This window comes from Pseudomonas sp. F007, from assembly GCF_057814275.1.
The window spans coordinates 246,090-268,549 of record NZ_JBVATA010000002.1; the positions used below are offsets into that span (position 1 = coordinate 246,090).

23 protein-coding genes are annotated in these 22,460 nt (G+C 62.5%); 9 read left to right on the forward strand and 14 right to left on the reverse strand.

Going from position 1 to position 22,460, the window contains the following annotated elements:
• The first annotated feature begins 20 nt into the window (after positions 1-20).
• The 3 genes from phoU to ACZYR5_RS05265 all read left to right on the forward strand — a co-directional run bounded on the left by phoU (position 21) and on the right by ACZYR5_RS05265 (position 2,849).
• Complete coding sequence (gene phoU / locus ACZYR5_RS05255; protein ID WP_027616788.1) at positions 21-782, forward strand: phosphate signaling complex protein PhoU; 762 nt, start codon at positions 21-23, stop codon at positions 780-782.
• A 146-nt stretch (positions 783-928) separates the two neighbouring features.
• Complete coding sequence (locus ACZYR5_RS05260) at positions 929-1,861, forward strand: response regulator (RefSeq protein ID WP_489088865.1); 933 nt, start codon at positions 929-931, stop codon at positions 1,859-1,861.
• A 94-nt stretch (positions 1,862-1,955) separates the two neighbouring features.
• Positions 1,956-2,849, forward strand: a complete 894-nt coding sequence (locus tag ACZYR5_RS05265; protein WP_489088864.1) for a peptidoglycan DD-metalloendopeptidase family protein — start codon at positions 1,956-1,958, stop codon at positions 2,847-2,849.
• 98 nt (positions 2,850-2,947) lie between these two features.
• Here ACZYR5_RS05265 and ACZYR5_RS05270 read toward each other — a convergent pair whose 3' ends face one another.
• From ACZYR5_RS05270 to phoB, 3 genes are all read right to left on the reverse strand, one after another.
• A complete protein-coding gene (locus tag ACZYR5_RS05270) occupies positions 2,948-4,288 on the reverse strand; it encodes a hemolysin family protein (protein ID WP_489088863.1) in 1,341 nt (446 codons plus the stop codon).
• 124 nt (positions 4,289-4,412) lie between these two features.
• A complete protein-coding gene (gene phoR, locus ACZYR5_RS05275) occupies positions 4,413-5,699 on the reverse strand; it encodes a phosphate regulon sensor histidine kinase PhoR (RefSeq protein ID WP_489089057.1) in 1,287 nt (428 codons plus the stop codon).
• Positions 5,700-5,780: 81 nt separating this feature from the next.
• Complete coding sequence (gene phoB / locus ACZYR5_RS05280; protein ID WP_489088862.1) at positions 5,781-6,470, reverse strand: phosphate regulon transcriptional regulator PhoB; 690 nt, start codon at positions 6,468-6,470, stop codon at positions 5,781-5,783.
• 151 nt (positions 6,471-6,621) lie between these two features.
• Here phoB and ACZYR5_RS05285 point away from each other — a divergent pair, with 151 nt between their 5' ends.
• Complete coding sequence (locus ACZYR5_RS05285) at positions 6,622-7,011, forward strand: COG4315 family predicted lipoprotein (RefSeq protein ID WP_489088861.1); 390 nt, start codon at positions 6,622-6,624, stop codon at positions 7,009-7,011.
• Between the two features lie 57 nt (positions 7,012-7,068).
• Here ACZYR5_RS05285 and ubiA read toward each other — a convergent pair whose 3' ends face one another.
• Both ubiA and ACZYR5_RS05295 read right to left on the reverse strand, forming a co-directional pair.
• Positions 7,069-7,959: a 4-hydroxybenzoate octaprenyltransferase gene (ubiA, locus tag ACZYR5_RS05290; protein WP_489088860.1), complete on the reverse strand. Its 891-nt coding sequence runs from the start codon at positions 7,957-7,959 to the stop codon at positions 7,069-7,071.
• Positions 7,959-8,516: a chorismate--pyruvate lyase family protein gene (locus tag ACZYR5_RS05295; protein WP_489088859.1), complete on the reverse strand. Its 558-nt coding sequence runs from the start codon at positions 8,514-8,516 to the stop codon at positions 7,959-7,961. Before ACZYR5_RS05295 ends, ubiA begins: the two co-directional genes overlap by 1 nt.
• A 201-nt stretch (positions 8,517-8,717) precedes the next feature.
• On the opposite strand from ACZYR5_RS05295, the gene ACZYR5_RS05300 reads away from it, so the two are divergent.
• The 4 genes from ACZYR5_RS05300 to ACZYR5_RS05315 all read left to right on the forward strand — a co-directional run bounded on the left by ACZYR5_RS05300 (position 8,718) and on the right by ACZYR5_RS05315 (position 11,124).
• Complete coding sequence (locus ACZYR5_RS05300) at positions 8,718-8,885, forward strand: rubredoxin (RefSeq protein WP_027616797.1); 168 nt, start codon at positions 8,718-8,720, stop codon at positions 8,883-8,885.
• A gap of 19 nt (positions 8,886-8,904) precedes the next feature.
• On the forward strand, positions 8,905-10,053 hold the full coding sequence (locus ACZYR5_RS05305; RefSeq protein ID WP_489088858.1) for an NAD(P)/FAD-dependent oxidoreductase: 1,149 nt from the start codon (positions 8,905-8,907) through the stop codon (positions 10,051-10,053).
• A 188-nt stretch (positions 10,054-10,241) separates the two neighbouring features.
• Positions 10,242-10,517, forward strand: a complete 276-nt coding sequence (locus ACZYR5_RS05310) for an HU family DNA-binding protein (RefSeq protein ID WP_003213368.1) — start codon at positions 10,242-10,244, stop codon at positions 10,515-10,517.
• A gap of 223 nt (positions 10,518-10,740) precedes the next feature.
• On the forward strand, positions 10,741-11,124 hold the full coding sequence (locus tag ACZYR5_RS05315) for an SCP2 sterol-binding domain-containing protein (protein WP_489088857.1): 384 nt from the start codon (positions 10,741-10,743) through the stop codon (positions 11,122-11,124).
• 70 nt (positions 11,125-11,194) lie between these two features.
• Here the strand turns inward: ACZYR5_RS05315 and ACZYR5_RS05320 are convergent, their stop codons facing one another.
• The 6 genes from ACZYR5_RS05320 to exbB form a co-directional block, all read right to left on the reverse strand.
• Positions 11,195-12,595: an aminoacyl-tRNA deacylase and HDOD domain-containing protein gene (locus ACZYR5_RS05320; RefSeq protein ID WP_489088856.1), complete on the reverse strand. Its 1,401-nt coding sequence runs from the start codon at positions 12,593-12,595 to the stop codon at positions 11,195-11,197.
• Positions 12,596-12,674: 79 nt separating this feature from the next.
• The gene (recG, locus tag ACZYR5_RS05325) at positions 12,675-14,750 is read right to left on the reverse strand and encodes an ATP-dependent DNA helicase RecG (protein ID WP_489088855.1); all 2,076 of its coding nucleotides are present in this window, start codon (positions 14,748-14,750) and stop codon (positions 12,675-12,677) included.
• A 9-nt stretch (positions 14,751-14,759) separates the two neighbouring features.
• Positions 14,760-15,683: a hydrogen peroxide-inducible genes activator gene (locus ACZYR5_RS05330; protein WP_489088854.1), complete on the reverse strand. Its 924-nt coding sequence runs from the start codon at positions 15,681-15,683 to the stop codon at positions 14,760-14,762.
• Positions 15,684-15,841: 158 nt separating this feature from the next.
• Positions 15,842-16,594: a TonB family protein gene (locus ACZYR5_RS05335; protein ID WP_489088853.1), complete on the reverse strand. Its 753-nt coding sequence runs from the start codon at positions 16,592-16,594 to the stop codon at positions 15,842-15,844.
• Complete coding sequence (gene exbD, locus ACZYR5_RS05340) at positions 16,591-17,019, reverse strand: TonB system transport protein ExbD (RefSeq protein WP_027616805.1); 429 nt, start codon at positions 17,017-17,019, stop codon at positions 16,591-16,593. Before exbD ends, ACZYR5_RS05335 begins: the two co-directional genes overlap by 4 nt.
• A 6-nt stretch (positions 17,020-17,025) precedes the next feature.
• Positions 17,026-18,030 (reverse strand): tonB-system energizer ExbB, encoded by a 1,005-nt coding sequence (gene exbB, locus ACZYR5_RS05345; protein ID WP_489088852.1) that lies wholly within the window; start codon positions 18,028-18,030, stop codon positions 17,026-17,028.
• Positions 18,031-18,218: 188 nt separating this feature from the next.
• Here exbB and ACZYR5_RS05350 point away from each other — a divergent pair, with 188 nt between their 5' ends.
• Complete coding sequence (locus ACZYR5_RS05350) at positions 18,219-19,079, forward strand: SDR family oxidoreductase (RefSeq protein WP_489088851.1); 861 nt, start codon at positions 18,219-18,221, stop codon at positions 19,077-19,079.
• Positions 19,080-19,119: 40 nt separating this feature from the next.
• Here ACZYR5_RS05350 and ACZYR5_RS05355 read toward each other — a convergent pair whose 3' ends face one another.
• Genes ACZYR5_RS05355 through spoT form a run of 3 tightly spaced genes read right to left on the reverse strand, consistent with a single transcriptional unit; the run spans position 19,120 to position 22,427 of the window.
• Positions 19,120-19,860, reverse strand: coding sequence for a hypothetical protein (locus ACZYR5_RS05355; protein ID WP_489088850.1), 741 nt, complete (start codon positions 19,858-19,860; stop codon positions 19,120-19,122).
• 56 nt (positions 19,861-19,916) lie between these two features.
• On the reverse strand, positions 19,917-20,297 hold the full coding sequence (locus ACZYR5_RS05360) for a RidA family protein (RefSeq protein ID WP_003229509.1): 381 nt from the start codon (positions 20,295-20,297) through the stop codon (positions 19,917-19,919).
• 24 nt (positions 20,298-20,321) lie between these two features.
• The gene (gene spoT / locus ACZYR5_RS05365) at positions 20,322-22,427 is read right to left on the reverse strand and encodes a bifunctional GTP diphosphokinase/guanosine-3',5'-bis pyrophosphate 3'-pyrophosphohydrolase (RefSeq protein ID WP_489088849.1); all 2,106 of its coding nucleotides are present in this window, start codon (positions 22,425-22,427) and stop codon (positions 20,322-20,324) included.
• Positions 22,428-22,460 lie beyond the last annotated feature (33 nt).

Here is a 22,460-nt window from a genome sequence, read left to right on the forward strand (position 1 = left end):
AGCTTTTGCGGAGCAAACCCATGATTTCGAAGGAAGGTTTAACCCACCACATTTCCGCGCAGTTCAACGCTGAGCTGGAAGAAGTGCGCAGCCATTTGCTGGCGATGGGTGGGCTGGTGGAGAAGCAGGTCAATGACGCGGTCACCGCGCTGATCGAGGCGGACTCCGGACTGGCGCAGCAAGTGCGCGAGATCGACGACCAGATCAACCAGATGGAGCGCAATATCGACGAAGAATGCCTGCGCATTCTCGCCCGGCGCCAGCCGGCGGCGTCCGACCTGCGGTTGATCATCAGCATCTCCAAGTCGGTGATCGACCTGGAACGCATCGGTGACGAAGCGACCAAGATCGCCCGCCGCGCCATCCAGCTGTGTGAAGAAGGCGAGGCCCCGCGTGGCTACGTCGAAGTGCGGCATATCGGCGATCAGGTGCGCAACATGGTCCGTGACGCCCTGGATGCGTTCGCCCGTTTCGACGCTGACCTGGCCTTGTCCGTGGCCCAGTACGACAAAATCATCGACCGCGAATACAAGACCGCGCTGCGCGAACTGGCCACCTACATGATGGAAGATCCGCGCTCGATCTCGCGGGTGTTGAGCATTATCTGGGTCCTGCGCTCCCTGGAACGCATCGGCGACCACGCGCGCAATATCTCCGAGCTGGTGATCTACCTGGTGCGCGGCACCGATGTGCGGCACATGGGCCTCAAGCGCATGAAGGAAGAAGTTGAGGGCACTAGCGGTGAATCCGCTAATGTTCCGGGCGAAACGGACGATAAGTAAGATTGCCCAATCGAAGCGCCCGGCCTTTTGGCCGGGCGTTTTCGTTTGGGCGATTGGATTTTTGGCGCCCGCGAACGAGAAAAGTCCCGGCGTGACTGAAGTGTTTTGACAAAGTGCCTGGTCGGGGCATGCACAAGGGGTGGTCGATGAGTAAGGTCAGTGTGTTGGTCGTGGACGATGCTGCGTTCATTCGGGACCTGGTGAAAAAGTGCCTGCGCAACTACTTCCCGGGCATGCGCATCGAAGACGCGGTCAACGGCAAGAAGGCCCAGGCCTTGCTCGCTCGTGAGCCTTTCGACCTGGTGCTGTGCGACTGGGAGATGCCGGAGATGTCCGGGCTCGAGTTGCTCACCTGGTGCCGCGAGCAGCCCGCGCTAAGGGGCATGCCATTCATCATGGTCACCAGCCGCGGCGACAAGGAGAACGTGGTCCAGGCGATCCAGGCCGGCGTTTCCGGCTATGTCAGCAAGCCGTTCACCAACGAGCAGTTGCTGACCAAGGTCAAGCAGGCCCTGAACAAGATCGGCAAGCTCGATGCCTTGATGAATCAGGCGCCGACCCGGCTGGCACCGGCATTCGCCAACGACTCGCTCAGCGCTCTGACGGCGGGCAAGACAGCTTCGCCGGCACCGGCGGCAGCAGTGGCTGCCAACGCCTACCTGCAGGGCGCCAGCGCTCCAGAGGCGAGCAAGGGCATACTCAGCAGTCCCCCGGTCAAGCCGGCCGCGCCTGCGGCGTCCGGTGGTCGCGGCCAGGGTCAGTTGCGCCTGCCCAGCGGCAGCCAGCCCTGCGTGATCAAGGCCCTGAGCATCAAGGAGGCGCTGTTGGTGGTCAAGCGCACCGAAACCCTGCCGCAGGTGCTGGACAGCGCCGTACTCGACCTGGAGCAGGGCGACAACGCCGAAACGGCGCGCCTCAACGGCTACCTGCACGCCATCGTCGCCCATGAGCCGAAGCCCGACAGCGACTGGTTGCAGCTGACGTTTCGCTTCGTCGACCAGGACGCCCAGAAGCTCGACTACATCTCGCGCCTGATCGCCCGTGGGACCGCGCAGAAGCACTTCATTCCGGGGGCGTAACCGGCGCAGCACGCTTTGCAACAGCTGCCGACCACGCAGGGCAATTCTGGCTGCTAGGCTGATTTCCAAGCCTTCCGTCGACAGAATCCTGCCCATGCTCGCGCGCCTGCTGCTCTGTTGTGCCCTGTTCATGGCGTGCGCTACGGCGGGCGCCGGGACGATTTATCAATCCACTGATGCCAATGGCGTGGTCAGCTACAGCGACCGCCCCACGCAAGGCTCGAAAGTGTTCATTTTTCGCGATCAGATGGACGAGCACCTGGAGCGCCAGGTGTATTACGTGATCCTGAAAAAGAACGGCGTGGACAGCGTCTACGTGCGCAACGACCTGTATGCACCGGTCGAGATCGAGTTGAGTTTCGCCGCCGTGAAGAACGTCAGCGGTGCGCCGCGCAAGCCTATCCGTCGGGTCATTCCGCTGCGCACCAGCGTGCGCCTGGTGCAGCTCACGGCGACGCAAGCCGCAAGACCGCTGGCGTACATTCCCAGGCTCAAGTATTCGCTGGGCGATCCGTCAGGCACCGCCAAGGCCTATCGCTACCCGTTGCCCTGGCGTGGCGGCCCGTTTCGCATCAGTCAGGGGGCCAACGGTCAATACAGCCACTTCGGGCCGAAGAGCCGCTATGCCGTGGACATCGCCATGCCCGAAGGCACGCCGATCATCGCCGCCCGTGGCGGAGTCGTGGTGAAGACCGAAAATTCACAGAGCGGTCGTGGCAGCCATCCGTCAGGCAACTTCGTGCGGGTGCTGCACGATGACGGGACCATGGGCGTGTACCTGCACCTCAAGCAAGGCTCGGTGCGCGTACGCGAAGGGCAGCGGGTGGCGGTGGGCAGTGCGCTGGCGTTATCGGGCAATACCGGCAACAGCAGCGGCCCGCACCTGCATTTCGTGGTGCAGCGAAATACCGGGATGGGGTTGGTGTCGATTCCGTATCAGTTCAACCAGCCGGTAGGCGGCCTGGTGAATTTTGCCTTCGGCAAATGAACTGTGTAGGAGCCGGCTTGCCGGCGAAGGCGTCTTTGAGGGCGCCAAAAGCTTCGCGAGCAGGCTCGCTCCTACAGGTTTACTTGTGTTTATTTCAGTCAGTTGAGCATCAACACCTTGGCCAGGACGATCTTCGGCCCTTTCATCTTCTTGATGATGATCCGCAAGCCTTCGACTTCCAGCACTTCTTCCTCTTCCGGAACGCGCTTGAGGCTTTCATAGACCAGCCCGGCAAGGGTTTCGGCTTCGACGTGATCGAGGTCGATCCCCAGCAGGCGCTCGACCTTGAACAGTGGCGTGTCACCGCGCACCAGCAACTTGCCCGGCTGGTAAGCGAGGATGCCGCGCTCGGCCTTGCGGTGTTCGTCCTGGATGTCGCCAACCAGCACTTCCAGCACGTCCTCCATGGTCAGGTAACCAATGATGTTGCCATCGGCCTCTTCGACCACGGCGAAGTGCGAGCCGCCCTTGCGGAACTGCTCCAGCAACTGCGACAGCGGCATGTGCCGGGAAACGCGCTCCAGCGGGCGCGTCAGCTCGGCCAGGTTGAACGACTCGGGAATATGGTCCAGCGCCGCCAGTTCCAGCAGCAGGTCCTTGATGTGCAGCAGGCCGACGAACTCCTGGCGCTCGCTGTCGTACACCGGGTAGCGGCTGAACTTGTGGCGGCGGAACATCGCGAGGATTTCCTTGAGCGGCGCATTGAACTCCAGGGTCACCAGGTCTTCGCGCGAGTTGGCCCAGTCGACCACCTCCAGTTCACCCATTTCCACGGCCGATGCCAGCACGCGCATGCCCTGGTCGCTCGGGTCCTGGCCACGGCTGGAGTGCAGGATCAGCTTCAGTTCTTCGCGGCTGTAATGGTGTTCGTGATGGGGCCCGGGCTCACCCTGGCCGGCGATCCGCAGAATCGCGTTGGCGCTGGCATTGAGCAGGTAGATGGCCGGGTACATGGCCCAGTAGAACAGGTACAGCGGCACCGCGGTCCACAGCGACAGCAGTTCCGGCTTGCGAATGGCCCAGGATTTCGGCGCCAGCTCACCGACCACGATGTGCAGGTAGGAAATGATGAAGAAGGCGGTAAAGAACGATACGCCTTTGATCACTTCCGGCGAGTCGACACCCACCGCCGCGAGCAACGGCTCGAGGATGTGCGCGAAGGCCGGCTCACCGACCCAGCCCAGGCCGAGGGAGGCCAGGGTGATACCCAGTTGGCACGCCGACAGGTAGGCGTCGAGCTGACTGTGCACGGTGCGCAGGATATGCCCGCGCCAGCCGTTCTGGTCGGCGATCGCCTCGACCCGGGTCGAGCGCAATTTGACCATGGCGAACTCGGCCGCAACGAAGAAACCGTTGAGCAAAACCAGGATCAGTGCAAAAAGAATCATGCCGAAATCGGCGAAGAGTGTAGCGAGGGACAAGCCAGGGGAAGGGTCCATGATGGAGTTTTGCGGGTTCCGTGTAGACGAATAAAAGGTCGAAAAGCGAGCCTGAAAGGCAGGCCCAAGTCAGCCAATGTAGCGGCTGATAGGGCAATTGCCTAGGGGTAGATGGCGCCGGGTGCTAGTCGGTCAGGCTGCCGACGGGGGATTTGCTGACCTGTGCCGGTACGAAATGGCAGGTGAAGGTGCTGCCGTGACCCGGCACGCTGCTGATTTCCATGCGTGCCCGGTGGCGCAGCAGCACGTGCTTGACGATCGCCAGGCCGAGGCCGGTGCCGCCGGTGTTGGAGTTGCGGCTGGAGTCGACGCGGTAGAAACGTTCGGTCAGGCGCGGCAGGTGCTTGTTGTCGATGCCGATTCCCGAGTCCTGCACGCTCAGGTGCGCGCCTTGCTCGTCGCCCCACCAGCGGATGCGGATATTGCCGTCGGCCGGGGTGTACTTCACGGCGTTGAACACCAGATTGGAAAACGCGCTGCGCAGTTCGGCCTCGCTGCCCTTGAGCGCAATCGTCGGGTCGGCTTCCAGGGTGATGCGCTGGTTGCGCGATCCGGACAGGGCCACGGCGTCGCTCTTGATCGACTGCAGCAGGCTGTCGATGGCCACTGGCTGGTTGTCCGAGGGGTAATCGGTGGCTTCCAGCTTGGCCAGCAACAGCAGGTCATTGAGCAGGGTCTGCATGCGCCCGCCTTGCTGCTGCATCTGCTGCAGCGCGCGGGTCCAGCGCGGGTTCACGTCTTCGACGTTGTCGAGCAGGGTCTCCAGGTAGCCGCTGATCACCGTCAGCGGGGTACGCAGTTCGTGGGAGACGTTGGCGATGAAGTCTTTGCGCATCTGCTCGAGCTGGTGGATACGTGTCACGTCGCGCACCAGCATCAGGTGTTCATTGTTGCCGTAGCGGGTGATGTACAGCTGGATGCGCATCCGGTCGTTGGTCGGCGAGGGGATTTCCAGCGGTTCGGCGTAGCTGTCCTGCTCGAAGTACTCCTTGAACCGCGGGTGACGCACCAGGTTGGTCACCGGCTGGCCACTGTCCTGCGGCGTCTTGAGGCCGAGCAGGGTTTCGGCGGCGCGGTTCCACCACTCCAGGTTGCCGTCGCTGTCGAGCATGACCACCGCATCCTTGAGCGCCGCAGTGGACTCCTGGACGCGGTCAATCACCGCCTGCAGGCGTCCGCGCACCCGTTGGTCGCGGCGTTGCAGGTGATAGATGCTGTCGAACACCTCGCCCCACAAGCCGTAGCCATCGGGCGGTGCTTCATCGGGTTGGTGCAGGCGCAGCCATTCGTGCAGGCGCAGCAATTGCTTGAGGGTCCACCCCAGGTAAATCCCCAGGCCAGCGGCCAGGCTCCAGCCGTAATAGCCGCTGATCAGACCGATCACCAGGCAGCCGGTGACCAGTAACAGCATGTGGCGGATCAGAGTGCCATGCCAGTTTTGGTTCACGGAGAATATGCGTCCTTGTCAGCGTCTCGGTCATGTGGGGCCGAGTCAGGCCTTCGTTGAAAAGCGGTAGCCGGTGCCACGCACGGTTTGTACCAGATTCTCATAGGCATCCCCCAGGGCCTTGCGCAGGCGACGGATGTGCACATCCACCGTGCGCTCCTCGACATACACATTGCCGCCCCAGACCTGATCGAGCAATTGCCCGCGGGTGTAGGCGCGTTCCTGGTGGGTCATGAAAAACTGCAGCAGGCGGTATTCGGTGGGGCCCATTTCCGCGGGTTTGCCGTCGATGGTCACGCGGTGGCTGATCGGGTCCAGCAGCAGGCCGCCGACTTCGATCGGCGCTTCGCCTTCGGTCGGGCCGGTGCGACGCAGCACGGCCTTGAGGCGGGCTACCAGTTCCCGTGGGGAGAAGGGCTTGGTGATGTAGTCGTCAGCGCCGACTTCCAGGCCCTGGATCTTGTTGTCCTCTTCGCCCTTGGCGGTGAGCATGATGATCGGGATATCCCCGGTCAGTTCATCACGCTTGAGGCGACGGGCCAGTTCAATGCCAGAGGTCCCGGGCAGCATCCAGTCGAGCAGGATCAGGTCGGGCTTGCGGTCGACGATGATGGCGTGCGCCTGCTGGGAGTTCTCGGCCTCCAGGCAGTCATAGCCGGCCATTTCCAGGGCCACGGCGATCATCTCGCGGATGGGCGCTTCGTCGTCGACGATCAGAATGCTCCTGCCAACCATGGGTTTAATCCTCTTGTCATTTAACTGTCTTGCGCCGCATTAGATAACGGAATTATTGCAGTCGTGTTACACCAATTTGTGTCACGGCGATTGTCATGATCCTGGGCTAAGCTCTAAGTCCGAATCCTGACAACCACAAAAGAAGGTTTCCATGACTCACTATGCTCGCTCCTTGAAAGCCCTGATGTTGACCGCTGCGTTGGTCTTGCCGGGCATGGCCTTTGCTGCCGACCCGGCGATGGCGGATAAAAACGGCATGATGACTGACCACAAGGGTATGACGCTGTACACCTTCGACAAGGATGCTGGCGGTAAATCGATGTGCAATGGCGAGTGCGCTACCAGCTGGCCGCCGCTGATGGCGCCTGCGGATGCCAAGGCCGAAGGCAAGTGGTCAACGGTCAAGCGTGACGACGGCAAGATGCAGTGGGCGTATGACGGCAAGCCGTTGTACACCTTTGTCAAAGACAAGGCCCCTGGAGACATGACCGGTGACAAGATGAAAGACGTCTGGCACGTGGTGCACATGTCGCAGAAATAACCCTGGCCCCTGGTCGCTGCCCGGAGCAATTGCGGGCAGCGGTCAACCGCCCGTCCCTCAACGCCACGCGTAATCCAGCACAATCCCGACGAAAATGGCCAAGCCCGCCCAATGGTTGTGCAGGAATGCCTTGAAGCATTTCAGCCGGTCGCGGTCGCGGGTGTACCAGTATTCCCAGGCGAAACAACCGGCTGCCGCCAGCAAGCCGAGGTGGAACCAGCCGCCCAGCTCGAACTGCGAACCGGCCAGCAGCAGGCAGCCCAGCGCCATGCATTGCAGGGTCAGGATAATGATGCGGTCGGCTTCGCCGAACAGGATCGCGGTGGATTTCACGCCGATTTTCAGGTCGTCGTCGCGGTCGGTCATGGCGTAATAGGTGTCATAACCCACCGTCCACAGCAGATTGGCGATCCACAGCAGCCAGGCGATGGCCGGCAGCTCGCCGGTTTCGGCGGTGAACGCCATCGGCATGCCCCAGGAGAACGCCGCGCCCAGCACCACTTGCGGGTAGTAGGTGTAGCGCTTCATGAACGGGTAGCTGGCGGCCAGTGCCAGGCCGCCGAAAGACAGCCAGATGGTCGCCGCGTTGGTGCACAGCACCAGCAGGAAACTCAGGGCCATCAACAGGGCGAAGAACACCAGTGCCTCTTTGGAACTGATTCTGCCGGCCGCCAACGGCCGTTGGGCGGTGCGTTTCACATGGCCGTCGACCTTGCGGTCGGCCCAGTCGTTGATCACGCAACCGCCGGCGCGGGTCAGGACCACGCCGAGGACAAAAATCACGATGTTGGCCAGTGATGGCGAGCCTTTGCCGGCGATCCACAGTGCCCACAGGGTCGGCCACAGCAGCAGGTAGATGCCGATCGGCTTGTCCATGCGCGTCAACTGCACGAAATCCCAGGCGCGTGGGGTCAGGCGGTTCAACGATTTCAGCAGGTTCTGGTACATCAACTGATCTCCGCTTGCGCGCTGGCCGTGCGCCACAGGGCCGGCAGGAAGATTTCTGCGACCAGCACGCTCAGGGCGCCACGGTCGAAGCGCGAACGCCGGCCCCACAGGGCGGACGCTTGCACCTGTTCGGGCAGCCATGCTTGAGGATAGTGGCAAACCTCGATGGCCCGACGCTGAAAAGCCTGGTCGCAGAACAGCAATTCGCCCAGGGAGCGGCTGCCCAGTTCATCCATGTGCAAGCCGTCGCCCTGCAACGCGCTGCGCGCCGCGACGCTGCGGGCGAACACCCAGGCTTCGCCATGCCCGCGCAGGTACACCTCGCGCACCCAGCCTTCGCTGTGCTCGGGCAGGTCGAGCGCCAGGCATTCATCGGCGCGCAGGGGTTGCCAGCCTTCGACCAGTGGCGTGACGCTGAAGTGCTCGTCCGACAAGCCGGTGAGGCGGCGGGTGAGCGAGCCTTCATCGAACAGCCAGTCGAGGGTGTGCGCGTCGGGAAGGGGAGTCAGCAGGCTTCGAGGTAGCCAGGTCGGGGCGAGGGCTTTTGAGTGCGGCACAGTGAGTCATTATTGGCAGCAAAAGAGGTGGCGAGCTTACCATGACGGTTGGCGGTTTTTACTGATCTAACCGGGCAGTTGCGTCGAACGCGCTTGCATCTGGCGGGTGCGATCAGTACAAAACGCCCTGAGCCGGACGGCGGACCCACAGTGGGCGACCGTCTGTGCCGGAAAAAGCCTGAGAACTCGAGGAAACAAGCAATGAAGAAGTGGCAATGCGTGGTCTGTGGGCTGATCTACAACGAAGCCGACGGCTGGCCGGATGACGGCATCGCGCCAGGCACCCTGTGGCAGGACGTACCGGAAGACTGGCTGTGCCCGGACTGCGGCGTCGGCAAGATGGACTTTGAAATGATTGAAATCGCCTGAGACATTGGAGGAGTTGGCAATGAATGCACCTGTCGTGATCGTCGGTACCGGATTGGCTGGCTACAACCTGGCCCGGGAGTTTCGCAAACTCGATGGCGAAACCCCGCTGTTGCTGATTACCGCCGATGACGGGCGCTCCTACTCCAAACCGATGCTCTCCACCGGTTTCGGCAAGAACAAGGACGCCGACGGCTTGAGCATGGCCGAGCCCGGCGCCATGGCCGAAACGCTCAAGGCCGAAGTGCGCACCCATACCCGCATCAGCGGTATCGATCCGGGCCACAAGCGCCTGTGGATCGGTGAAGAAGCGGTGGTCTACCGCGACCTGATCCTGGCGTGCGGCGCGCAAACCGTGCGTGTGCCGATCGAGGGTGATGCGCCCGAGGCGATCTTTCCGATCAATGACCTGGAAGATTACGCACGCTTTCGCGCGGCGGTCGCCGGCAAGCGACGGGTGCTGATTCTGGGCGCCGGCCTGATCGGCTGCGAATTTGCCAATGACCTGATCCTCGGTGGCTACGAGGTGCAACTGGTTGCACCCTGCGAACAGGTAATGCCGACTTTGTTGCACCCGGCCGCAGCGGTAGCGGTACAAGCCGGGCTGGAAAGCCTGGGCGCGAAATTCCATCTGGGGCCGGTGCTCAACCGGCTGCAGCGTTGCGAAGACGGCCTCGAGGCGCATTTGTCCGACGGCCAGGTCATCCCATGCGATGCCGTGGTCTCGGCCATTGGCCTGCGTCCGCGCACCGATCTGGCCGCCGCCGCGGGCTTGCAGGTCAATCGCGGGGTGGTGGTTGACCGCTCGCTGAAAACCTCTCATGCCAACATCTATGCGCTGGGCGACTGCGCCGAAGTCGACGGCCTTAATCTGCTCTACGTCATGCCGTTGATGAGTTGTGCCCGGGCCTTGGCGCAAACCCTGGCCGGCACCCCCACTGCAGTCAGCTACGGCGCCATGCCGATCACCGTGAAAACCCCGGTCTGCCCATTGGTGGTCTCCCCGCCACCACGAGGTACGGAAGGCGTTTGGAGCGTGGAAGGGCAGGGTGCGGACATCAAGGCACTGTGCCGTGACGGCAGCGGAAAACTGCTCGGTTACGCCCTCACCGGAGCCGCCGTGATGGACAAATTGGCTCTAAACAGGGAGCTTCCGGCGCTTCTGGCTTAAATACTGGTCGTTCTGTCGGAATCACCCCGCTTTTGTCCCTACAAAGGTCGCGCCGAGACTGGCGCAGCCCTTAACCGCGTGCCATCCTCACACCCGTCTGCCGCAGAGTAGAGCCTGCGGCGCCTTGGGCGCTGTTCCGGAAGAACAGCACGGACATAACAACAAAAAACCGTCAAAGAGGCTTCACTATGCGTAAACCAGAACTCGCCGCCGCCATCGCCGAAAAAGCTGATCTCACCAAAGAGCAGGCCAATCGTGTCCTCAACGCCGTCCTCGAAGAGATCACCGGCGCTCTGCACCGCAAAGACAGCGTCACCCTGGTCGGCTTCGGCACTTTCCTGCAGCGCCATCGCGGTGCCCGCACCGGTAAAAACCCGCAAACCGGTGAACCCGTGAAAATCAAGGCCAGCAACACCGTTGCCTTCAAGCCAGGCAAGTCGCTCAAAGACAGCGTCAACCCTTAACACACCTGGCGCCGCCGCACGGTGGCTCAGCAGGCAAGAAAAATGGGCACGCCAGCCGGGTTGGGTGCCCATTTTTCTTGCCTGGATGAAGTGCGAAATCGTGACTTGGCAGTCATCGTCAGGAATAAACGGTTCAACTTCCGGGAACGTTGCGAAACAGTGGAGTTCTTGATCGAAGTCGTTACACTGCCCCAGCGTTCATTTTTTCCTCTGGGGCTCGAGCATGAAATTTCGTTTTCTTCTGTGGGTGATGGGCTTGCTGATGGGCAAGGCCAGCCGCACCAATCCGGCGTTCCAGCAGCAGTTGGGTGACAAGGACCTGGTGTTCCAGTTGCAGACACTGGACGGCAAGGTGGCACGACATTTCCGGGTCAAGGATCAGCGCATCACCAGCCAATCGGGGCTCTATGCGGAGCCGGCGTTTGCCATTGCGTTCAAGGACGCCGGCTTCGCTTTCGAGACGATGCAGGCAAAGAACAAGCAGCTGGCATTCATGACCGGGATTCAGGACAAGTCGATCCAGATCAAGGGCAACCCGGCGCTGGTGATGTGGTTTCAGGGGCTGACCAAGTATCTGAAGCCGAAGAAGGCCAAGCCCAAGGCTTGAGCCTTATTCATCGCGGGCAAGCCCGCTCCCACACTGAATCCTGTGGGAGCGGGCTTGCCCGCGATTGCCTTCAGCCTTGTGAGAATTGCGCAGCCAGTTCCCGCAGCAACACTTCGGCCTCAAGCACTTTATTGACCACGTCATTGGCTTTTTCGCGGCTCAGGCTCAGACGTTCGAGCAGGCTGTCCGGGATGACTTCGTCCGGGCCCGAGCCGATCCCGCGGTTGCGCAGCAGGCGCACGGCCAGGCAGACCAGGTTCGGGTACTCGGCATAGTCGCCGTCGTATGCCGGGTCGTGCTGGAAGCGCAGGGCGGTGGCCAGTTCGTCGGGCATGTCCCAGTGGCGCATCAGCCAGGCGCCGATCTGTTCCCGGCTGATGCCCAGCAGGTGTTGTTCGACGTAGGTGTGGCACAGGTGCGGGTTAACCTCCAGGTGGCGGCAGATCAGCGAGAAGTGCGGCGGAAATACGTGGGCCAGCACCAGGTAGCCAAAGTTGTGCAGCAAGCCCGCCAGGTACGTCAGGCCGGCCTCGGGCCGCTGGGCACGCGGTATCGCGCGGGTCAGGCCTTCGATGACGGCAGCGGTGTAGATCGACTGCTGCCAGTACGGCGTGGTCTGTTGCGGATGATCCTTGGGCAGGCTCAGGGTTTTATCCAGGGCCAGGCCCAGGGCCAGGTTGATCACCAGGTCAAAGCCCAGTACCCGGACGATTGCGTCTTCCACCGAGCGAATCTTGCCCGGTGAAGCGTAGTACGGCGATGCCGCCCAGCTGACCACCTGCGCCGCCAGCGCCGGATCGGTTTCCACCACGCCAGTGATGTCGTCGATGGTGGCGTTGGGGTCGACCCGCAATTTGATGATTTTTTGCGCGGATTCGGCCAGCGGCGGAATCTCGATGGTGGCTTCCAGGCGCTGCTGGATGCGGCGCGCGGTGAACGCATGGACGGCCTGGGTGATTTCCTCGCGGTCGTCATCCGGGCGGTCGAGGTTGGGGCGAATGCTGCTGAGGGTTTCGCCGAACCTCGCCGAACTGGCCTTGGTCAACAGGCGCTTGAAGTCTTCGCTGCTGACTTCCAGCAGCATGCCCGGTTCACCGGAGTGAATCAGCAACAACGGCTGGCTCAGCAGTCTTTCTTCGTACAGGCACGGAGAGCTGGTGAGCGCGGGCAAGCCGGGCAACAGGCTCAGGCTGTGTTTGCCGAGCATGCGTTGGAGTCGGTCCGCGGGCACCGCAGTCAGGCGTCGGCCGGTGAGTTCGGCCAGGCGATTGAGGTCCAGCAGCTGGCTTTGCGGGAACAGCACCATGAGCACGCCGATGGTATCGTCCAGCAAAACGGCCTGGACCTTGCGTTCGGCGTTCAGGCCCGGACGCTCTGGCACTTCGGTGTAGTTGATGCCCAAGCCACCGAGCAACTGTCGGATAACAGACGGAGTGTGCGGGACTTCGTTGGCTTGGGCAGCTTCTGTCATGGTCAGTACTCGATTCCTACAATTTCGAGAGTATAACCAGCTTGTTAGCACCTTTGGTTCTTTGCCGCCGTGAAGCGCGTCACACTTGGCCGTATTGCTGACCGTGCCGTAACCAGCGATCCAGCAGTGGGCTGACATGCTGCGGCCAACGTTCCAGCAACGCCTGCGCCGCATCGCGTACAGCCGGCAGCAGGTCGGCGTCGCGCATCAGGTCGGCGACCTTGAATTGCAGCAGGCCGGTTTGCCGGGTGCCGAGCATTTCGCCAGGGCCGCGCAGTTCGAGGTCTTTTTCAGCAATGACGAAGCCGTCGTTGGTTTCACGCATGATGCCCAGGCGCTGACGGCCGATCTGCGAAAGCGGCGGATGATAGAGCAGCACGCAGTGGCTGGCGGCGCTACCGCGACCGACCCGTCCGCGCAGCTGGTGCAGCTGCGCCAGGCCCAGGCGTTCGGGGTTTTCGATGATCATCAAGCTGGCGTTGGGCACGTCGACCCCGACTTCGATCACGGTGGTCGCCACCAGCAATTGCAGGGCGCCGGCCTTGAACTCGGCCATCACCGCGGCCTTTTCCGCCGGTTTCATGCGGCCATGAATCAGCCCGACCTTGAGTTCGCCAAGCGCGGCGGTGAGGTCTTCGTAGGTGGTCTCGGCCGCCTGGCAGGTAAGCTCTTCGGATTCTTCGATCAGCGTGCACACCCAATACGCCTGACGGCCTTCGGCGCAGGCGCCACGAACCCGCTCGATCACTTCGACGCGCCGGGTATCGGTGATCAGCACGGTGTTGACCGGGGTTCGCCCAGGCGGCAGCTCATCGAGGATCGAAGTGTCGAGGTCGGCGTAGGCGCTCATGGCCAGGGTGCGCGGAATGGGTGTGGCGGTCATGATCAACTGGTGCGGGCACATCCGTCCGCCCACGCCTTTCTGGCGCAGTGCGAGACGTTGCTGCACGCCAAAACGGTGCTGTTCGTCGATGATCACCAGCGCCAGGTTCTTGAACTGCACTTCGTCCTGGAACAGCGCGTGGGTGCCGACCACCATCGGCGCGCCGCCGGCAATCTGTTCGAGCGCGGCCGCACGGTTCTTGCCCTTGAGCTTGCCGGCCAGCCAGGCGACTTCCAGGCCCAGTGGTTCGAGCCAGCGCTTGAAGGTGATGAAGTGTTGTTCGGCAAGAATCTCGGTGGGCGCCATCAGGGCCACTTGATAACCGGCCTCCAGCGCCTGCAGCGCGGCAAGGGCGGCGACTACGGTCTTGCCGGCGCCGACATCGCCCTGGATCAGCCGCAGCATGGGCTCGTGCTGGCTCATGTCGTAGGCGATTTCATTGCCGACGCGCTGCTGGGCGCCAGTCGGCGCAAAGCCCAGGTTGGCCAGGTATTGCTTCGGCAGCCGCGTGGCCTTCGGCATGGCCGGTGCCCGCAGCGCGCGCATGCTTTCGCGCAGGCGCTGCTGCGACAGCTGGTGGGTCAGCAATTCCTCGAATGCCAGCCGGTGCTGGGCCCAGTGATGACCGAGGGCGAGCTCGTCGACATCGGCATCGGCGGGCGGGTGATGCAGATAGCGGATGGCATCGGCCAGCGGTGCCAGTTGGTAGTCCCGCGCCAGCTCGTCGGGCAGCCAGTCGGGCAGGCTGCTGGGACCAAGCAGGGTCAGGGTCTGCTGGCACAGCTGGCGCAAGCGTTGCTGGGTCAGGCCTTCGGTCAGCGGGTAGACCGGGGTCAGGGTTTCATCCACCGGTGGCGGTTCGTCGCCAGTGATGGCGCGGTACTCCGGGTGATAGATCTCCAGCCCCGACGCGCCGGGCCGCGCTTCGCCGTAGCAGCGCACCCGGGTGCCGCGTTTGAGACCTTCCTTCTGCGCATTGCTGAAATGGTAGAAGCGCAGGCTCAGGCCGCCGGTGCCGTCCTGCAGGCGCACCACCAGGCTGCGACGGCGACCCATGACCACGTCGGCGCCACTGACAGTGCCTTCGATGACCGCGTCCTGGCCGGGTCGCAGGTGGCCGATGGGCACCACTCGGGTGCGGTCCTGATAACGCAACGGCAGGTGGAACAGCACATCCTGGAGGTTCTCCAGGCCGACCTTGGCCAGCTTTTCGGCCATGGCTTCGCCGACACCCTTGAGTGCCGTGACCGACACCTGCGACAGCTCAGTCATGATCGACGCTTAACCGGCAACTGCGGTCGGCTTGGCTACCGAGCACAGGCGAATCGAATCGGCGAGGATTTCAATCGCCTTGGGCCGCGGAAAGCTGGCGCGCCAGGCGATGGCGACAGTACGGAGCGGCACGGGTGGGGTCAGCGGGCGCACTTCGATCACGCCTGGCGCGTAGTGGTGGCTGTCGACCGCCGAGAGCGGCAGGATCGAGATGCCCAGGCCGGAAGCGACCATGTGCCGGATGGTTTCCAGCGAACTGGACTCGACCGTGGTGTGCTTGGCGCCGTCGTTGCCCTTGGTCAGGGTCGGGCAGGCTTCGAGCACCTGGTCGCGGAAACAGTGGCCTTCGCCCAGCAGCAACAGGCTCTTGTCGTTGAGCAGGTTGGCGTCGATCGTGGCTTTTTGGGTCCAGGGATGCTGGGCCGGCATCAGCACGTAGAACGGCTCGTCGTAGAGTTGCAGGGTCAGCACGTCGGCTTCGTTGAATGGCAGGGCGATGATGATCGCGTCCAGCTCGCCATTGCGCAGCTTGTCGCGCAGCACATGGGTGAAGTTTTCTTCGATGTACAACGGCATCTGCGGGGCCACCCGGTGCAGTTGCGGAATCAGGTGTGGGAACAGGTACGGGCCGACGGTGTAGATCGCCCCGACCTTCAGTGGCGCGGTCAGCTGGTTCTTGCCGGCCTGGGCCAGTTCGCGGATGCCCTGGGCTTGCTCCAGCACCTTTTGCGCCTGGGCGACGATGCCTTCGCCGACCGGGGTCAGGCGCACCGCGCTTTTACTGCGCTCGAAGATCAGCACACCGAGTTCGTCTTCAAGTTTTTTCACGCCCACCGACAGGGTTGGCTGGCTGACGTGGCAGCGCTCGGCCGCGTGGCCGAAATGCTGTTCTTGGGCGAGGGTGACGATGTAGCGCAGTTCTGTGAGGGTCATAGCGGGCGTCCATGAAGTTGCGAGCCAAGCATACCGGCTGCAATCGATAGACGCACGTTATCAGACTGGGCCGGTTGAGTGACACTGGACAATACAGCTTTGTCGTTGCCAGAAATGCACAAGGCACCTTTCGGTGCCTTGTGAACAACTCCGCCGGCTTATCGGCGTTTTTTCTCCAGCGAATACACGAACGGCGCAACGATTTCGATCGAGCCGTTGGTCAGCATGTCGGCCGGAGGCTTGGGCAGCGGCTGGGCGCGGCGGATCATTTCCAGAGTGGCGCGGTCCAGATCGGCATTGCCGGAGCGTCCTACCAGCTCAAAGGACAACACCTTGCCTTCGGCATCCACCACGAAACGCAAGCGGTTCAAGCCTTCCTTGCCGCGCGCCTGGGCGCCTGGCGGGTATTTCTTGTACTTCTGCAGGTGCGCCAGCAAGGTGCCTTGCCAGCTGGCCTTGGCCGCGTTCTGCGCAGCGGTCGGCCCCGGATTGGGCTGAGCCGATTTGGCGGGCGGCGCAGTGCTTGGCTGGGCTTCGGACGGCGGTGTGTCGGAAGGTTTTTCCTTCGGCGTCTCGGGCTTTTTCTCCACCGGTTTGGGCGGCTGCGGCTTGGGCTTGGGCTTGGGTTTCGGCTTGGGCACCGAAATGGTCGGCTTGGGCGCTTCGGCCAGCTTGGGCAACGGCAGTTCTTCGACCGGAGCCGGGGGTTGAGGCGGCGTTACAACCTTGGGGGGAGCCGGTTGTGGCGGGGCCGGGACCGGCGCCAGTTCGACCAGCATCGCCATCGGCGGCAGCGTGACCGGGGGTGAGGACTTCCAGTTGAGCGCGAGGATTACCGCGACCGCGTGGACGCCCAGCACCACCGCCAGGCTAGCGCTGTAACGCGTCAGCTTTTGGCGCGTCGTGATCATTTTTTGGCTGCCGTCTCGAGTCCGACCAGGCCGACTTTCAGGTAACCGGCTGCCCGCAGGGCATCCATTACGTGCATCAGGTCGCCGTAGTCCACGCCTTTATCGGCCTGGAAGAAGATGGTGGTGTCTTTCTTGCCCTGAGTGCGTGCATCCAGGGTCGCGCCGAGGCTCTCGGCCTTGACCTCGTCTTCGCCCAGGTACAGGCGCTGGTCGGCCTTGACGCTGAGGAACACCGGTTTCTCCGGCCGCGGCGCCGGCTTGGCGGTCGAGGCGGGCAGGTCAACCTTGATGTCGACAGTGGCCAACGGGGCGGCCACCATGAAGATGATCAACAGCACCAGCATCACGTCGATGAACGGCGTGACGTTGATTTCGTGGTTCTCGGCGAGGTCGTCGCTCGCGCCTTCCTTCAAATGCAGGCCCATGGTCGCTTACCCTACTTTAACCATGTGCGGTTGCGCGGAACGCTCGCCTGGCTGGTGGTCGAGGTCACGGCTGACCAGCAGCAGGACTTCGGCCGAAGCGTCGGAAACCTGGGCCTTGTAGCCGGCGATGGAGCGTGCGAAGACGTTGTAGATGACCACGGCAGGGATCGCCGCGACCAGGCCCAGTGCGGTAGCCAGCAGCGCTTCGGCGATGCCGGGGGCAACGACGGCGAGGTTGGTGGTCTGGGTTTTGGCAATACCGATGAAGCTGTTCATGATGCCCCACACGGTACCGAACAGGCCGACAAACGGCGCGGTGGAACCGATGGTCGCCAGCACGCCGGTGCCGCTGCTCATGTTGCGGCCGCAGGCAGCGACCAGGCGCTCCAGACGGAAGCTGACGCGTTCCTTGATGCCTTCTTTCTCGCGGCTGTTGGCCGACAGGCGCATTTCTTCCAGGGCGTCGTGAACCAGCAGGTTGGCCAGGGTGCCAGGCTTGGTTGCGGTAGCGCTGGCTTCCTTGAGGGTGGTGGCCTTCTTCAGGTGCGCGATCTCGGTACGCAGGCGGCGCTTGGCAGCCATCAGCTCGAAGCCTTTGGCAATCCAGATGGTCCAGGTGATGATCGAGGCGATCGCCAGGCCGATCATCACGATTTTCACGATGATGTCAGCGTTCTGGTACATGCCCCACGGCGACAGGTCATGGGCCATGCCCAGGGTGTTGTCGGCTTCGAGGACTTCCGGCTGGTCGGCGTCAACGCTGTCGATGGCCTGGACCGGATCGGTGCTTACCGGTGTCACGGCTGGTGTGCCATGGTCAGCAGTGCCATGAGCAGCGTCGGCAGCAGCCGGCGCGGTGGCTGCTGCGGGTGTGGCAGCCGTGGTCGTCTCGTCGGCAAAGGCAGCGGTTGGCGCCAGCAGCAGGCTGAACAGCAGCGCGGCCGCAGCGCTCAAGGCGCGAAGTGGACGAGCGGGCGTGGTAGGCGAAGCGGAGAGTGGATTGCGTGTCATGCTGGCCGGACCTGAGAGAAAAAGAGGGTTAATGTCCTTCCAGGCCTCGTGGGGCCGAGAACAAAGTGGCGGGCATTATTGCAATTAATTCTTGTTAACAGAAGTAATAGCGTCTCTTTTTTTCTTCCATTACTAGCCGCTCGTCTATTGCCGGCGCTAGTCTGTGCCTTTGTTTGAGGGGATTTTCGATGTCCGCGCCTACTGTTTTGATCGCCGGTTGCGGCGATGTCGGCAGCCGTTTGGCCGAGCAAATGCTGGCAAAAGGCTGGCAGGTTTATGGTTTGCGCCGCAACATTGCGCGGTTGCCGGCTGGGGTGATCGGCGTTGCTGGTGATCTGTTCAGCGAGGACTGTCCAGCAACCTGGCCCGTGGGGGCGGTGGATTACCTGGTGTATTGCGCGGCCGCCACCGATCACGATGAGGCCGGCTACCACGCGGCCTATGTCCAGGGGCTGCGCCATGTGTTGGGCTGGCTCGGAGATTATGGCCAGGTGCCGGAGCGCTTGCTGTTCGTCTCAAGTAGCAGTGTCTACGAGCAAAAGGATGGGTCCTGGGTCGACGAGACTTCGCCGGCGCAGCCGTCGGCGTACTCCGGGCGCATCATGCGCGAAGCCGAGCAAGTGGCGCTCGACAGCGGGATTCCGGCCAGCGTGGTGCGCTTGACCGGTATTTACGGCCCAGGTCGCGAATGGTTGCTGACCCAGGTGCGTCGAGGTTATCGAGTGGCGGTCGACCCGCCGTTGTATGGCAATCGTATTCATGCCGATGACGCGGCCGGCTTGCTGGCATTTCTACTCAATGCTGATCGGCAGGGCGTTGCACTACAAGCGTGCTACATCGGCGTCGACGATGCGCCGGCGCCCCTGGCAGAGGTGGTGGCCTGGCTACGCGAGTATCTGGGCGTGACCGAATGGGCGGAAGATGCCAGCGTGCGCCGTACCGGCAGCAAGCGCTGCAGCAACGCACGGATCAAGGCGCTGGGTTGGCAGCCCAGGTATCCGAGCTTTCGCGAGGGTTATGCGGCGATATTGGCCGGTCAGCCGCAGTGAGTGGCAGGAGCGAGTAGGCTCGCTCCTGCCACGGCGAGGATCACTGTTTTTCCAGTGTCCATTGGCGATTGCCCGGGGCGAACGACGGTACTTCGTCGGCCTGCGCCCGGTTCACGGCCTGGAAGATTTCCAGGTCGTTGCCCTTGCGGCTAAAGATCCATGGGTTGCCCTGGCCATTGAGTTGCAGCCAGATGGTGTCGTTGCCGCCGCTCATCGAGGCGCAGTCGCCCGCCAGGCACAGGGCGTAACGATCGGCACCAGGCAAGCCCTGGACAGCGCCGTCGGCCTGGAACTGCACGGTGTTGCCCTGGCCCTGGCCATCAACGATCTTCCAGCTGCCACCCAGGTAGGCGGCGTACAGCGCGCGTTCGAAGCTGGCGCCCAGCGGTGCACCTTCCGGAACCACGTCCTTGGGGCGGTCAAACAGCTGTTCTGGCTCGTTGTCGTTGGCCACTTGCTGCAGTTGTTTGCCGTCACGCTTCAATTCGGTGCCGGAGCTGCCGTAGATCTCGATCTTCCAGGCACCGGATTGCTCGCCCAACACCTTGCCTTCGACATTTTCAAAGCCATTGGTGTAGCGCGCCTGGCTGGCCTTGGTGTTGACGTCCCATTCCAGGTTCGGGCCATTGGCTTGCAGTGCTTCACGCAGGGGAACGCCTTTGGCGGCTGCATCGATTGCCGCCTGGTTGATCCAGGTGCCGCTGATGTCGCGGTCTGCAGGGTCACTGGCACAGCCGCCCAGAAACACCGCGAGCAACGAGAGAGCTAGCGCTTTGCGCATGAGGAAATCCTTTGGGGGCGGAGCTGGCGCAACCGCTGGGGGATGCGCCGGGCGTGTTACTCGATGACCAGAATGGCGTCCATTTCAACCTGGGAGCCCTTCGGCAGGGCAGCTACGCCGATGGCGGCGCGAGCAGGGTAAGGCTGGTCGAAGTACTTGCCCATGATCTCGTTGACCTTGGCGAAGTGGCTCAGGTCGGTGAGGAAGATGTTCAGCTTGACGATGTCCTTGAACGAGCCGCCAGCGGCTTCGGCAACCGCCTTGAGGTTCTCGAATACCTGGACGGTCTGGGCTTCGAAGCCCTCGACCAGTTCCATGGTTTTTGGATCGAGCGGGATCTGACCGGACATGTAGACAGTGTTGCCAGCCTTGATTGCCTGGGAGTAGGTGCCGATGGCAGCCGGGGCCTTGTCGCTGGTGATAACGGTCTTGGTCATGTATGACTCCTTGTAATAAATGGCTTAGGCACGCATGCGGGTGATACGGATCACCCCGGTCAGGGCGCGCAGTTTCTTGATCACGCGGGCCAGGTGTACGCGGTCGTGCACGCTGACCACCAGTTGAACCACGCTGATGCGACCATCGCGCTCGTCCATGCTGATTTTCTCGATGTTGCCGTCGGCGGCGTTGACGCTGCTGGCCAGCAGCGCGATCAACCCGCGCTGGTGTTCCAGCTCGACGCGCAACTCGACATTGAATTCGCCGGTGACATCCTTGGCCCACGAGAGCTGGATGCATTTTTCCGGGTTGTGGCGGATTTCGCTGATATTGCGGCAGTTGTCGAGGTGCACGACCATGCCTTTGCCGGCGGACAGATGGCCGACGATCGGGTCGCCCGGAATCGGCGTACAGCACTTGGCGTAACTGAGCACCAGGCCTTCGGTGCCGCGAATTGCCAACGGACCTTCGGGGCTGGGCAGCTGTTCGCCCTCGCCCAGCAGGCGGCGCGCCACGACGTAGGCCATGCGATTGCCCAGGCCGATGTCTTCCAGCAGATCTTCGATCAGCTCCAGGCGGTACTCGGCGAGCATCGCCTTGACGCGCTCGGCCGGGATTTGCTCCAGCGAGCTGTCGAAACCGTTGAGGACCTTGTTCAGCAGGCGTTCGCCGAGGCTGATGGACTCGGAACGACGCTGCAGTTTCAGGGCGTGGCGAATATGCGTACGGGCCTTGCCGGTGACCACAAAGTTGAGCCAGGCCGGGTTCGGGCGTGCGCCGGGTGCGCTGACGATCTCGACGGTGGAGCCGCTTTGCAGCGGTTCGGACAGTGGTGCGAGACGGCGGTTGATCCGGCAGGCGATGCAGCTGTTGCCGACGTCGGTGTGCACCGCATAGGCAAAGTCGACCGCCGTGGAGCCTTTGGGCAGCTCCATGATCCGGCCTTTGGGCGTGAACACGTAGACCTCGTCCGGGAACAGGTCGATCTTCACGCTCTCGATGAATTCCAGCGAGTTGCCGGCGCGCTGCTGCATTTCCAGTACGCCCTTGACCCACTGGCGGGCGCGGGCGTGGGTGCCTTTCGGCTGCTCGTCGCCACTGGACTTGTACAGCCAGTGCGCGGCGATGCCGTTGTTGGCCATTTCTTCCATTTCACGGGTGCGGATCTGGATTTCGATCGGAACGCCATGCATGCCGAAGAGCGTGGTGTGCAGCGACTGGTAGCCGTTGGCCTTGGGGATCGCGATGTAATCCTTGAAGCGTCCCGGCAGGGGCTTGTACAGGTTGTGCACGGCGCCTAGCACGCGGTAGCAGGTGTCGACCTTGTCGACGATGATCCGGAACGCATAGACGTCCATGATCTCGTTGAAGGCCCGACGCTTGCCGCGCATTTTCTTGTAGATGCCGTAGAGGTGTTTCTGCCGACCGCTGACTTCACCCTGGATGCCATCAACCGCCAGGCAATGACCCAGGGACTCTTCGATCTTGTTGACGATTTCCTTGCGGTTGCCCCGGGCGCGCTTGACGGCCTGATTGATGCGCGCGGAGCGCATCGGGTGCATGGCCTTGAAACCGAGGTCTTCGAATTCTATACGAATGGCGTGCATGCCCAGCCGGTTGGCAATGGGTGCGTAGATTTCCAGGGTTTCCTTGGCGATGCGCCGGCGTTTTTCACCGGACAGCACTTCCAGGGTGCGCATGTTGTGCAGGCGGTCGGCCAGCTTGACCAGGATTACGCGAATGTCGCGCGCCATGGCCATGGCCATTTTCTGGAAGTTTTCGGCCTGCGCTTCGGCCTTGGTCTCGAAGTTCATCTGGGTCAGTTTGCTGACCCCGTCGACCAGTTCGGCCACGGTTTCGCCGAACTGCGCTTGTAGCGCTTCCTTGGCGATGCCGGTGTCTTCGATCACGTCATGCAGCATCGCAGCCATCAGGCTCTGATGGTCCATGTGCATGTCGGCAAGAATATTGGCCACGGCAAGAGGATGCGTGACATACGCCTCGCCACTGCGGCGGCGTTGACCGTCGTGGGCTTGTTCGGCGTAGAAATACGCTCGGCGGACCAGGTTGACCTGGTCATTGCCGAGGTAGGTCGATAAGCGATCGGCGAGGGCGTCTATGCTCGGCATGATGACTCCTGCCGTAGGCTGTGTTCCCGCGCC

Coding starts and splice junctions, on each gene's coding strand:
- ACZYR5_RS05330 (WP_489088854.1), bottom strand. CDS start 15,683: ATGACCCTCACAGAACTGCGCTACATCGTCACCCTCGCCCAAGAACAG.
- ACZYR5_RS05265 (WP_489088864.1), top strand. CDS start 1,956: ATGCTCGCGCGCCTGCTGCTCTGTTGTGCCCTGTTCATGGCGTGCGCT.
- ubiA (WP_489088860.1), bottom strand. CDS start 7,959: ATGTACCAGAACCTGCTGAAATCGTTGAACCGCCTGACCCCACGCGCC.
- phoU (WP_027616788.1), top strand. CDS start 21: ATGATTTCGAAGGAAGGTTTAACCCACCACATTTCCGCGCAGTTCAAC.
- exbB (WP_489088852.1), bottom strand. CDS start 18,030: ATGACACGCAATCCACTCTCCGCTTCGCCTACCACGCCCGCTCGTCCA.
- ACZYR5_RS05305 (WP_489088858.1), top strand. CDS start 8,905: ATGAATGCACCTGTCGTGATCGTCGGTACCGGATTGGCTGGCTACAAC.
- ACZYR5_RS05310 (WP_003213368.1), top strand. CDS start 10,242: ATGCGTAAACCAGAACTCGCCGCCGCCATCGCCGAAAAAGCTGATCTC.
- ACZYR5_RS05285 (WP_489088861.1), top strand. CDS start 6,622: ATGACTCACTATGCTCGCTCCTTGAAAGCCCTGATGTTGACCGCTGCG.
- ACZYR5_RS05350 (WP_489088851.1), top strand. CDS start 18,219: ATGTCCGCGCCTACTGTTTTGATCGCCGGTTGCGGCGATGTCGGCAGC.
- phoR (WP_489089057.1), bottom strand. CDS start 5,699: ATGCTGTTACTGGTCACCGGCTGCCTGGTGATCGGTCTGATCAGCGGC.
- ACZYR5_RS05335 (WP_489088853.1), bottom strand. CDS start 16,594: ATGATCACGACGCGCCAAAAGCTGACGCGTTACAGCGCTAGCCTGGCG.
- ACZYR5_RS05270 (WP_489088863.1), bottom strand. CDS start 4,288: ATGGACCCTTCCCCTGGCTTGTCCCTCGCTACACTCTTCGCCGATTTC.
- ACZYR5_RS05260 (WP_489088865.1), top strand. CDS start 929: ATGAGTAAGGTCAGTGTGTTGGTCGTGGACGATGCTGCGTTCATTCGG.
- ACZYR5_RS05360 (WP_003229509.1), bottom strand. CDS start 20,297: ATGACCAAGACCGTTATCACCAGCGACAAGGCCCCGGCTGCCATCGGC.
- ACZYR5_RS05300 (WP_027616797.1), top strand. CDS start 8,718: ATGAAGAAGTGGCAATGCGTGGTCTGTGGGCTGATCTACAACGAAGCC.
- ACZYR5_RS05355 (WP_489088850.1), bottom strand. CDS start 19,860: ATGCGCAAAGCGCTAGCTCTCTCGTTGCTCGCGGTGTTTCTGGGCGGC.
- spoT (WP_489088849.1), bottom strand. CDS start 22,427: ATGCCGAGCATAGACGCCCTCGCCGATCGCTTATCGACCTACCTCGGC.
- exbD (WP_027616805.1), bottom strand. CDS start 17,019: ATGGGCCTGCATTTGAAGGAAGGCGCGAGCGACGACCTCGCCGAGAAC.
- ACZYR5_RS05315 (WP_489088857.1), top strand. CDS start 10,741: ATGAAATTTCGTTTTCTTCTGTGGGTGATGGGCTTGCTGATGGGCAAG.
- phoB (WP_489088862.1), bottom strand. CDS start 6,470: ATGGTTGGCAGGAGCATTCTGATCGTCGACGACGAAGCGCCCATCCGC.
- recG (WP_489088855.1), bottom strand. CDS start 14,750: ATGACTGAGCTGTCGCAGGTGTCGGTCACGGCACTCAAGGGTGTCGGC.
- ACZYR5_RS05320 (WP_489088856.1), bottom strand. CDS start 12,595: ATGACAGAAGCTGCCCAAGCCAACGAAGTCCCGCACACTCCGTCTGTT.